The 11,385-nt window shown below is 38.6% G+C and carries 10 protein-coding genes and 1 pseudogene; 1 reads left to right on the plus strand and 10 read right to left on the minus strand.

Features of this window, described 5'->3' with window-relative positions:
• Positions 1–330 precede the first annotated feature (330 nt).
• Both AM1_RS16345 and AM1_RS16350 read right to left on the minus strand, forming a co-directional pair.
• Positions 331–1,590, minus strand: a complete 1,260-nt coding sequence (locus AM1_RS16345) for a glycosyltransferase family 4 protein (RefSeq protein WP_012163990.1) — start codon at positions 1,588–1,590, stop codon at positions 331–333.
• Positions 1,591–1,599: 9 nt separating this feature from the next.
• Positions 1,600–2,793 (minus strand): glycosyltransferase family 4 protein, encoded by a 1,194-nt coding sequence (locus AM1_RS16350; RefSeq protein WP_012163991.1) that lies wholly within the window; start codon positions 2,791–2,793, stop codon positions 1,600–1,602.
• Positions 2,794–2,854: 61 nt separating this feature from the next.
• Here AM1_RS16350 and AM1_RS16355 point away from each other — a divergent pair, with 61 nt between their 5' ends.
• The gene (locus AM1_RS16355; protein WP_012163992.1) at positions 2,855–3,787 is read left to right on the plus strand and encodes an NAD-dependent epimerase/dehydratase family protein; all 933 of its coding nucleotides are present in this window, start codon (positions 2,855–2,857) and stop codon (positions 3,785–3,787) included.
• A 62-nt stretch (positions 3,788–3,849) separates the two neighbouring features.
• Here AM1_RS16355 and AM1_RS16360 read toward each other — a convergent pair whose 3' ends face one another.
• From AM1_RS16360 to AM1_RS16395, 8 genes and pseudogenes are all read right to left on the minus strand, one after another.
• Positions 3,850–4,578, minus strand: a complete 729-nt coding sequence (locus AM1_RS16360; RefSeq protein ID WP_012163993.1) for a class I SAM-dependent methyltransferase — start codon at positions 4,576–4,578, stop codon at positions 3,850–3,852.
• A 72-nt stretch (positions 4,579–4,650) separates the two neighbouring features.
• Entirely contained in the window at positions 4,651–5,505 is an 855-nt protein-coding gene (locus tag AM1_RS16365) for a class I SAM-dependent methyltransferase (RefSeq protein WP_012163994.1), read from the minus strand.
• A complete protein-coding gene (locus AM1_RS16370; RefSeq protein ID WP_012163995.1) occupies positions 5,505–6,443 on the minus strand; it encodes a hypothetical protein in 939 nt (312 codons plus the stop codon). The genes AM1_RS16365 and AM1_RS16370 overlap by 1 nt, the downstream gene beginning before the upstream one ends.
• 27 nt (positions 6,444–6,470) lie before the next feature.
• Positions 6,471–6,605: pseudogene (locus tag AM1_RS44450) on the minus strand (DapH/DapD/GlmU-related protein); the annotation flags it as partial.
• Between the two features lie 523 nt (positions 6,606–7,128).
• Complete coding sequence (locus AM1_RS16380) at positions 7,129–8,229, minus strand: glycosyltransferase family protein (protein ID WP_012163996.1); 1,101 nt, start codon at positions 8,227–8,229, stop codon at positions 7,129–7,131.
• Positions 8,230–8,260: 31 nt separating this feature from the next.
• A complete protein-coding gene (locus AM1_RS16385; RefSeq protein ID WP_012163997.1) occupies positions 8,261–9,640 on the minus strand; it encodes an oligosaccharide repeat unit polymerase in 1,380 nt (459 codons plus the stop codon).
• Between the two features lie 51 nt (positions 9,641–9,691).
• Positions 9,692–11,104, minus strand: coding sequence for a polysaccharide deacetylase family protein (locus AM1_RS16390; protein WP_202947625.1), 1,413 nt, complete (start codon positions 11,102–11,104; stop codon positions 9,692–9,694).
• 39 nt (positions 11,105–11,143) lie between these two features.
• Entirely contained in the window at positions 11,144–11,383 is a 240-nt protein-coding gene (locus AM1_RS16395) for an acyl carrier protein (RefSeq protein ID WP_012163999.1), read from the minus strand.
• Between the last annotated feature and the right edge of the window lie 2 nt (positions 11,384–11,385).

Here is an 11,385-nt window from a genome sequence, read left to right on the forward strand (position 1 = left end):
TTACAAGATTTCTCCTGTAAGGCTCAGCTTTCTAAGTCCGTAGCGTCTACCATTCCGCCACGCCCCCTTATTGCTTGGACTACAATAGCACGGGATTATGACTAGTTTGCAAGTCGATATCTTTGAGCATCTGAAAACCGACCAATATAGCTCACATTTCTAAAGAGCTAAGGCTGTTCCAAGTGACTTGAAAGCCCTGAAAACCCGATAGTTGTTTAAGTACTGCTGAGTATTGTTCTGCCCAAACAGAACAGCTCCAGCGTTTCTCTTATAACTGTGATATGGCCATGCTGCTATGAGCTTTCAGTTAAGTTGGAGTAAGCGCCTATTTCATTTCTTTAGTGTTTCTTGGGCTAGAGAGGTTGTTTTTGGAATTAACTCTCGAAAAAGTGATTGATACTTACTTACAGCATGTTTGAGCTGATATTTACATAAAACAGCTTGCGCTGCTTTGTGTCCCATGTCGTTACATAATTCTGAATCATTCACGATTTGAGTTAAGAGTTTAACCAATTGATCACCATCATGAGGTGAAACTAACCAACCAATACCTTCTTCTTGAATGACTTTTGCTAATTCAGATTCATGATCTGCGATCGCAATCAATGGTTTGCCCGCAGCCATCTGATTGTACATCCGGCTGGGTACTGACACTCCTGCCATCCCTGGTACAAATGAGATGACTCCCACATCACAAGAATTAAGGGCCACATTTTTTTCCTCATGAGGCAAGTACGGTAACACCGTGACATTCTGCAATTTTTGCTCTTGTACCCTCGCTTCCACCTCTGGCTTCCGAGCCCCGGCCCCAATCAGCAAAAAATGAATCTGAGGATGTGTTTTCGTTAGGATGTTTGCTGCATCCAATAAGATGTTTAAGTCATGAGTCCGGCCCATATTCCCTGCATAGAGCACTACAAACTTATCGACTAACTTTAAGCGCTGTAAAAGGGTACTGTCCTGCTTATCAACAGGATAAATCATCTCAGTTTCAGCCCAATTGGGAATACAAACCAGCTTCCCCTCTACAGGCTGAGTAAATTTTTGACCCACTAGCTTTTGCATATCTCGCCCCAGCGTAATGATGCGGCTAGCCTGTGCATAAACCAGACGATTGCCCCTTTGCACTAGTCGATAGACCAGAGAGTGGTTATGGACAAGCCCCGTAGCAGATAACACTTCGGGATAAACATCATGCACCAAGAGAACAAACTCACACCCCTTCAACGTTTTGAGTAACCATGCCATAAAGGGCAAGAGTGGTGGATTGGTGACGACTAAGACCACATCACTGGCATGGCACTGCCATAAGGCTTGTAAAAAGATTGCGATCGCACGGGTACAACCATTCACTAGGCGTCCAGGAAGCCAATTCTTATCGAATGCTGTTCCAGAACATCGATGAATTTCCACCCCTTTTACAACAACATATGAGGCCAAGCTTGACGCTTGACTTTCATATAGAGAAGCGTCAGTAAAGACTATCACTGGATAGTCTGTGACCAGTCCTTGAGCAATTGCAGTTAGAAAATAAGCTGTTGATGTTCTTTCTGGATAAAACAATTCTGTTAAAACGACAACGCGATTCATACTCAGGCCTTAAATGAGTAAGCTTTTATAAACGCTGAGCGTTTTGTTTGCAGCTGACTCCCACGAAAAGATGGACTGCTGACGAATCTTGGCGTTATCGCTAAGGTATAGGCATCGATCCTGATCATTTAATAAGGTTTCCACCGTCTGTAAGTATTCGGTAAATAAGCCTTTGGGAACCACCACACCTGACTCATGAGCCAACTGGTATGAGATACCACCCACATCGTAAGCAACAACCGGCAATTCACAAGCCATAGCCTCAATAATAGTTAGAGGTAATGTGTCTGACACACTTGGGAAGAGAAGCAATGTTGCAAGATGATAGAAAGCTCGCTGTTCTTCAAGTGTTAAGTAATCAGTAAATACAACATCAATAGCAGGCTTGGGTGGTAACGCTTTAGCCCATTGGTCTGGCTCATCTGGTGAGAGAAGTCTACCGCCCACTACTATAGTGGCAGGCGAAGACAGCTGATTGGCGACCCGCATGACAGTATCAAGTCCTTTATTGGCCGTATGGTTACCGATGAATAAGAGAATCGGCTTTGTCGTATTTACCCCAAACTTATCCTGGACATGAACATAGTCTTCTTGCTGTGGCGGTTTCAGAAAAAAGGGATTCACACCATTGGGGATTAAGTGAATCTTGTGTTTGGGAATGCCCTGTTCTTGTAACATCTTTATCTCATCAGGATATAAAGCAAATACTGCATCCATATAGCCTAAAGCTCTACGAATAGGATGAGTGACCGTTTGCTGCCACAACCACTTTTCGTAACGTTTCAGACTATAGTTGGGATGCATGACTTCAAAAAAACCATGTGTGGATGCAACCACCTTGATTCCTGAATTTGCAGCCTGTTTAGCGATATTCTCAAACGCGAAGCTTGGAATTGGGTTATGTAGATGCACAATGCTGGGACGATAAGATAAGAGATTATTCAGGATATTGCTGTCTAGAAGACATGCTCTGACCCTACGGGGCATAAATTTTTCGAGATGGGGAAATCTTGTTCTACTTTGGAAACTCTTGATCTTCAACGGCCCCATATCGAATTCTTCATCACAATCCCACATCCGCCAAAGCTCAATGTCAAAATACTTGGCCATACTACGACTATGATATTCTGAGGCGATGGCTGCGCCACCCAAATGACTACCAGAGGTTGAGAGGTTAACATTAATTGCGATGTTTTCTTTCACTATATTATTTTTTCAAGGAACTACAGATAAGAGCCATAATGCCAATGATTGGGAATAAGATATGAAGCGAGTCTTGGTAACAGGTGGAGCCGGGTTTATTGGTTCAGCTCTACTTCCTGAATTGGTTGCTTCTAATTATGATGTTTATGTCATCGATAATTTATCCTTTGGGAAACGAGAGCTTTTGAATATCTCAGATGATCATTTTTTCTTGTCTGATATTCTGGATCGGAAAAATCTAAACAGCATCATAAAGAATATTCAGCCCCATTGGGTGATTCATTTAGCTGCTATACATTTCATCCCCTATTGCAATCAAAACCCTTTTGAAGCCTCGAATATCAATATTCAAGGGACAATGAATATATTAGATGCACTACGTTCATTGGATTGCTTAGAAAAAGTTCTTTTTGCCTCGACAGCAGCAGTTTATCCTAACACCAATCACCCCATTGCGGAGACTGTCTCTTCTAGTCCACTTGATATCTATGGATTAAGTAAATTAGCAGGAGAACATTTACTGAATGAGTTTTATCTAATGACCAAAATACCTAGCATTATCTGTCGATTTTTTAATGCATTTGGCGCTAGGGAAACTAATCCACACCTTATACCAGAAATTCATCGGCAAATTATGAATGGTAAGAGATCAATACAACTTGGTAACTTAGATCCAAAGCGGGACTTCATTCATACTGCTGATATGAGCCAAGCATTGCGGTTACTCTTAGAGCAATTTAGCACTGATATAGATACTTTTAATATTGGTAGTGGCCAAGAATATTCAGTGCAAGAGGTGGTTGAAGCATTTGAGTTAGCTATCAACGAAAAAATTCAAATTGAAGTTGATCCTGCTCGGATTCGTAAAGTAGAACGTCAACATCTATGTGCTGATATTTCCAAGTTAAAAGAATATATTGGTTGGAAGCCAAGAGTTGATCTTAAGTCAGGTATTAAGTTTTTAATTGATAATCCAAACATAGCACTAGCGTAAATCTATTGCCCTAAGAGAATACCGTTAACATAAGAAACTAATCTCACATACCAAATGCGCTTCTAATTTTTCTGACAAAGCAGTGCAGAATTATAGGTAAATAAATTAACAGCTAACTTAGGAAATAACTTTAAGCATAATCGCTTGATTTCATAGTTTATAGCTCCTTGCTTGCCTTGATCATGCAAGTGGACATCTTTAGAGTGAGCTGTAACTACCTGCTTTAAAACTATCAAATCGCAACTTTGTAACAGATGGCGGATAGTTTGTGGCGTATAGACATTGATATGACCCACGCGATTAAACACAAAATCTTTGGGTAATTTCAAAGTATGTTCTAATGGAACTTCAACAAACAAGCTTTTTCCGACGCGACTTGCCTCTTGAATGAGTAAGCGGGGATATTCTAAGTGCTCTACCACATGACTAAGAACAACAATATCAAAATGGTTGTCTGCATAAGGTATTTGATAACCATCATACAGCTGACATTCCCGCATTGAGGGAATATTACGTTGTTTGATGCGTTCAATACCCGACGCTGAGATATCAAGTGCATACAGATCGGTCGCAAAACCAGTTTCATCCATGCGACTCACAACGGAGCCTTCTCCTGCCCCCACTTCTAGGATGGAATTATGAGGAATATCTCTACACAGTTGAATGATATTATCAACTTTTGGGATTGCACCAATTCGTCGCCACTCTCCATCCCCTTCAGGATTATCTCCATCTTGGTAATAATCTTTATAATTATCTAATAAATACTTGCTGACGGCCAAATTCTTCATTGATATTTTTGAGTACAATTCATGAATAACTTTTGTGTTTTGTAGCAAGCTACTGAAGTAAGATTTTATGTACTATAAAGGCTTACTACAGATAAAACTATATAATCGACCTGGGCGATTATCAAACGTCGAAAGCAGTCGTAATAATATAGGAAAAGTAATTGAGTTAAATATGAGATAAGCTAGAGATTTACTTCCTGGTAATGGACGGAGGCGTTGGCCAAATTTTGCCTGCATGTTAGCAGGCGTTAAGGGTGCATAGTTAATCTTACTATCGAATGATTTCAAAACATGATCGATTCTCAAGCCTGCTTGTTGTAGTGCGTTGATGTATTCTGTAGACAAAAAAGCATTCTCACCTCCGTATAAGTGATGCAAAGGATGAGATTCAAGAAATCTTGGTAAATCTTCTTTGGATGAAATGACATGATCGCGGACAGCAATAAACTTACCACCTGGCTTTAATACCCGGTTGATTTCTTTGCAAAGTTCTTGTAGATCTTGGGCATGATGCAGAACTTGACGGGCGAAGACTAACTCAAATGATTGGTCTGGAAAAGGAAGCGTCTCTCCAAATTCTTGTGTTACTTGAATCGGTAACTCTGCAGTTTTTGCAAGATGATAGATGGCACCGACACCGACTAGGTTACTAGGGTCAGGTTCTAATGAATGAACTTGCCATCCTTCTTTGGCCAGAGCATAGCTCGCAATGCCATTACCAGCTCCAATGTCGAGTGCTGATCCAACGGTAGTAGGAAGCAACTCATTAATGGCATGCCATTCCTCACTACACCAATATCGATTGGCTGCATCCACTAAAGGAGCATCATAGTAACAAGCTTTAACCAACTCCTGTTGTTCAGGGTTAGATAGGAGATATTGAACAGCCTCTTCCCACGTTAGACATCTGTTTTGTTCAACTTGCATCATCCATCAACCTCAACGGCTGTAAGATCACGTACTTTAATTAGGCTATCAGTGTTGACATCATACAAAGGCATATCCTTCATGACTTCTAACCCTGCTTCAAAATCAAGAAAAGATAGTTCACCAGTACGAGAACGTGAAATTCGAAACTTTGATTTCACATAAGCTTCTTCAGGAGTATAGGCTGGAAGATCGCCTAAGACATCATCTCTAACAAAAAAGATATTATTGCCTTCTGAATTAGAACCGACTAACGAGTATCCTTTTTGCTTAGCTAAGACATGAAAGGCAGTAATCGAAGCACCCCAGTACAATCCAGAAAAGTGAGCTTTATGTATCATGAAATCTGGATCATATGGAGTTGTTACAGCATATTTGTACCCAAAAAGACTGTTGTATTCGCATATGACAATTCTAGGCTTGATACTTTCAATGGATTGCCACACCCAATAGTCATTCCCATCAATATCAATTGAGAGGATTCCAATATCTCCATGTATGTCATTACTAGAAATAAGCTGGTTAATGTTATTTCTAGTAATGAAAGAATGTTCGGTTCTCAAGTCATATTTCCAGGGTAAGTCACTTTGTCTTATTTTTTGAATATTCTTCTCGGAGCCATCAATTATTAAGCCAGACCAGTTGCGATTTTTTAACATAAAACGAGTATTCGATTCTGAATAATCGCCTACGCCGAACTCTACAAATATCCGGTTTTTTATTGATATATTATTGATCAAAAACTGGAGAATTCCATCTTCTCCCCATTGAGAGAAGACTTGAAATTCATAGTCATGTAAATCCCTAGACTTTATTCGATCTAGCTGTCGCATTTCCAATCTTCCCACTGCCTCTTGAAGGCGTTCAATACGATCTACTAATGTTGCTAACTCATCAGCTGCTGAGTAAAGTCTTTGGAAGAATTTTGAAAGTTTCATTCATCAAATCCAACGAATAAAACATGCTGGGTTGCCAGCATATATCGAATGAGGTGGGACATCTTTAGTCACAACGGAAGCAGCTCCTATAACTGCACCTTCACCAATTGTAACACCCTTTAAAACAGTAGCATTAAACCCAATCCAAACATCATTATGAATTTGTATAGCAGATGAAGGAATTTCTAGTTCACTTTTAGGATGTCCATTTGTTACTATTTCCAGAAAATGATCATATCTCAGCTGCTTATTTAATGGATGTCCGTCAGTATCATGGATATTGACATTGTGTGAAATCAGTACACGATTACCTATTTCTACTTTGTTAGCCGACCATATTCGAGAATTCTCTCCAACATAACAATCTTCACCTACTTGAATATGTCCTGCATGTCCAAATGTAAGCAATTCGCCAAGTAAATGAGTCTTTGAACCTATGTTGATTGCTAATTTATCTCCTCGTATATTAATGACTTTTGCAGTATGAAATATCTTGGCATTGCAATCAATAGTGGCAATAGAACGATAATGCATGCTTTTTATAAGTCCTATCACTTTATAGAGAGCCTGTAAAACTATGTATGGTAGACTCTTTAAAAAGATCAACATGCTTGAAACCTTAATCTATAAATATATTTATTATCATATAAAATATTTGAAATAAAGATTTTTAAAACCAATTTACCTACTTGCTAATATATAAATTGAAAATTTTAGCAAGTTGCTCACTGCGATAAGAAGTAGTATGAGACTCTAAAGTTTTTAGTTGTCCTGCTTTAGCAATCTTTAATGCCTGTCTAGGATATTGAATATAGTAATTGATTTTATCTACCAAATCATTAATGGTGTCGTATACTACAACCTCTTTGTTAGGGTCAAAAAGCTCTCGAATGTTAGGTGAATTTTCAGTTATTAACAACGTCCCAACTCCTGTAGCTTCAAACATTCGTATATTGCCTGCAATACCTCCAGCAACTTCTCCATGGACATTAACTGTCATACATGAGCGGGCCAGGATTCTATACATTTCCATTCCCCAAATACTTGATTGGATATTGGTACGCAAAGAATTCGCTTCCAACAAAGTACGTATATATCCCTTCTTTAATAAACCTTTTGATAATAGAGTTGGACGATTTCCCCAAATTCTAATAGGAGTTTGTTTAGACAGTTGCTTAAGTACTTGAATACGTTTGAGATGTGCCCAAGTCAAATTTCCAATAAAACTACAGTCTATATCTGATTTAACATTATCTAAGAGATTAAGGATATTAGGCTCAAAAGCAGGAAAAAGACGTTCACTTGCCTGCCCTTGTCGTCTAAAACTATCTCGGAAATTTATATGTGAAGTTAAGACACAATCAATACCCGATAAGTTTAAAGATGGAGATATTGGACATGCGATCCATGCAAAAACTTTACGGCAAATTTGTCTCAGAGTTTGTAAATAATCGCCATAAAAATTAAACATTGAGCCAATCCAAAGAATCTCTGGCTGAAACTGCCTGACTTGCTCATAAGCTATTTCATACTGCCAGTTTTTCGTGAAATGAAAACCATTTTCTTCAGCCCATTTGTACTGGAGTGGTTCAGCATTGACGATTAAAATTTGCACCTCATACCCTAAACATTCTAGCTTTTTAGCTAATGCTGGAGGCCAGCCAAAGTAGTCAGATAAAAGTAAATTTACCTGATATTGATACGTTCTTTCCTCTAATTGAGGGTGGGACTCATAAAAAGATTCTAAATAGCCCTGATAGAAGCTCCAAAAGAGTGTAAGTCTCATATGTTTACTATATGTTCTACCTGCTCTTAAACTATCTTTGTGAAGCAAGAGTAGGTTGTGTCTTCTTGCTTCTTACTAAGCGAGACTTACGCATTATCAAGTAGATCAAGAAGTTTAGTCCTAGACCAAAAGAAAATAATGTTGTCAGCAAGTTCCCCTCTGAGAGAAAGAAAGTTGACATTGATAATGAAACATATGTACCCAGAACCATAGGGGTTTTTTGAGACTTTACAAACCATTGATGGTAGTACGATAGCAGGAAAACTACTAACAGTGATTGGAGCACTACTCCAAAGTAGCTAAAGTCAGCCCAGGCAGTACCAATAAATGCAGCATTCCAAGATCCAGTGGCATCATATATATCACCAAAAGCAATATAGCCTCGTATAACACGTCCTGGATCATGAATAAAATCACTACCTGTAAATATATTCATAAAGGAAGAACTAGCACCATATAAATGTGGAAATATATCTGGATACACATGAAAGTGTAGTTGTAAGGTTCTTGTCACTTCACCGCTTAAGCGATTGACAACTGCCATTAAAGCGACTTGATAATTAATACTAGGATATTGAATCCAATACTGAAAAGGAAGTAGAAAAAATACTAAAAACATGACGGCTAAAGCGGAACGTTTCCCAATCTTGCTAGCAAGGGAAATCGTGATATTTCCAGATGCAAGCAGCCAACAAAAAAAGGTGCCCAATAGAATTAAGACGATTCCACCTTTTTGTCCTGATATCAAATTTAGTAATAAGGTAATACTTAATAAGTATATAAATAGAAACGTGTATCTTTTGCTTTTCTTTCTCATGAAAAACAAGATATAAGTACATAGTGGTAGTGCAGTGAATTTAAGAGTGTTAGCTACTCTCAATAATATACCGTTAAAACTACTTACGCTTTCTCCATAAGCAAGCCTTGCTGCTTTATAGGCTTCGCCAGAAAAATTTCCAGAAAATAAATAAGTGAGAAAATCAGTTCTCCATAATACAACAAAGGTTAGTGTAGATATGCTAAAAGCAAAAAGTGGAAAAATACTTCTCAAATCACTTGCTTTTCGTGTGGATAAGTTTGCTATTGCCTCTTTATATGCTTTTCGACTGAGCTTTCGTTTTCCAAAAAAGGGTCGGGAAATTATGATACCAATTATAAAACTGATATACATTAGCATTAAAGAAGCAGTCCATCTTAGCAAGACTGCTTCTGGCAAATCCAAGCCTATTTGCTCATAATTAATATCTATTGTAAAAGGAATCATTATTCCATGCTTGATAAAGAAAGCATAGAAAAATACTGTAAATATACTTAATCTAGAGAAACAGCAGGTTAATTTTTCAAGTAAGATACCTATTATAAATAAGAATATGTACCATCCTATTAGAAAAGTAATGTTTCCTATGCCCATAATGCTTTTTTAGTGAATAATTAAGATTAATGAATAAATTGACTGATATATTTAGGCGCGAATAACCTGCTGATAAATAGCTTTTTCTTGTTGTGTTGATAGTCGACTATTATGCCAAAGCAAGGTGAAGTTCCCTTCGAATAATCGACAGATGTCTTTTATTCCTTTAATTGTCTTCAAGGCTTCTCCATTAGATAAGTTTAAGTTCATATAGTTGTACTCCAGTATGGTTGAGTCCATGATAATTAGTGGACGCTCGAACAAACTTAGACATTGCCTTGAAATGAGATTAAATACTGGAAAGTCGAAGCAAACTCCACATCGGAATCCCACGTGTTCTGGGAAAGTTAGTGTTGAATCATAGGTTAATCTAGCTTCCGCTAGATTCTGCCAAGTTATTGGTGTAGACCACCTAAGGCAATGTTGACGTGCACCCCAAATATCTTGGTGAATATCTTCTTGCGCACAAGCGGCTAGCAAGGCCTCAAACTCTTTTCGAGTTTGCTTGCTATCTTTATAAGTGTTGAAGCTGGAATGAAGTCCTAGTTCATGCCCTCGATTCTTAATCTTGGCAAGCAAATCGCGCATCAATGGATGATCTAAGTTGTAGTCTCCATCAATGGGGTGACAGGTGTGATCTGCAATAAAGTAGAAAGTGCTTTTAAGTCCCTGTGTTTCGCTGACCTGCATAATAAAATCAAAAGTGTTGCAGGGATCAGCTATTAGATTTCCCTGCTTTACTTCAAGCCAAGACTTTATACTGTTTGCTGCTGTTATTAAACTCTTACGACGGACTACATCTCCCAGACAGCGTCTGAGCAATCTATTTGGCCCAGAGAAAACATAGCGAAATGGCTCATCCACATCATGACTGACGTAAGTTTGAAAATGATGGTGTCTTCTTGTAAGCCTTGGCCACAGAACCAACAGATATGTCCAGAGGATTTCGATGTATTCATTAACAATTGGTCGCATTATAAAGTTTTCTTGATAAGCCAAAGAGGCCGAGACTGGAAACCGATCTAGCGAATCGCGCTCGGTTTTAACCACTTCTTCATAACGCGTCAACATAAAAAAGGCAGATCCCAATATATCTAACCCCAAATAAATTTGATTTTCTCTTTGAGATACGAAGTCGGGGTTATGTGGATTATCGCCAAAAATGACAGGAATATTCGGGTGAACTAACTGTGCTTCTAAGTTCGTAGTGCTGAACTTCCATATCTTGAGGGGGTGAGCTGGCAAGGAGGTTTGCGTTAGCCATAAGTGTTTTGGTGTCGAGAAAAGGGTGTCTGCAATGATTAACTGCCGATGATCACTAGCCGTAATGATCACATTAGATTGGGAGTGTTTTGTGATTTGAATTTGAAGCCCTAGAAATTCTTCAAAAATGACTCGAACTATATATCTCCGTTCTGCCCAATATGAATCAGGCATCTCAATTTGCAGTGTTGGTTTAGACACGACTGGCCTTGGATCTGTTACTGGGTATGCTGATACAGTTCATGCACTAGTGTTTTCAACTGCTGTAATAATTGATTTTACAGACTGTAATTCAGCGATTTGTTCATCATCAAACTGAACATCAAACTCCTCTTCAATGGCTAGAACTAAGTTGATATGCTTCATAGATTCCCATTGTTCAATGGATGCTGGCGAAGAGTCTAGAGTGAGCTTATCTGTCGGGATATTGAGGATATTGGAGATGACTTGAATAACTCGTTCTTGATTTGTTGCAGGCATAG

Origin of the sequence: Acaryochloris marina MBIC11017, from assembly GCF_000018105.1 — a bacterium.
GTDB classification, from domain to species: domain Bacteria; phylum Cyanobacteriota; class Cyanobacteriia; order Thermosynechococcales; family Thermosynechococcaceae; genus Acaryochloris; species Acaryochloris marina.

Coding starts and splice junctions, on each gene's coding strand:
- AM1_RS16345 (WP_012163990.1), bottom strand. CDS start 1,590: ATGAATCGCGTTGTCGTTTTAACAGAATTGTTTTATCCAGAAAGAACA.
- AM1_RS16355 (WP_012163992.1), top strand. CDS start 2,855: ATGAAGCGAGTCTTGGTAACAGGTGGAGCCGGGTTTATTGGTTCAGCT.
- AM1_RS16360 (WP_012163993.1), bottom strand. CDS start 4,578: ATGAAGAATTTGGCCGTCAGCAAGTATTTATTAGATAATTATAAAGAT.
- AM1_RS16365 (WP_012163994.1), bottom strand. CDS start 5,505: ATGCAAGTTGAACAAAACAGATGTCTAACGTGGGAAGAGGCTGTTCAA.
- AM1_RS16370 (WP_012163995.1), bottom strand. CDS start 6,443: ATGAAACTTTCAAAATTCTTCCAAAGACTTTACTCAGCAGCTGATGAG.
- AM1_RS16380 (WP_012163996.1), bottom strand. CDS start 8,229: ATGAGACTTACACTCTTTTGGAGCTTCTATCAGGGCTATTTAGAATCT.
- AM1_RS16385 (WP_012163997.1), bottom strand. CDS start 9,640: ATGGGCATAGGAAACATTACTTTTCTAATAGGATGGTACATATTCTTA.
- AM1_RS16395 (WP_012163999.1), bottom strand. CDS start 11,383: ATGCCTGCAACAAATCAAGAACGAGTTATTCAAGTCATCTCCAATATC.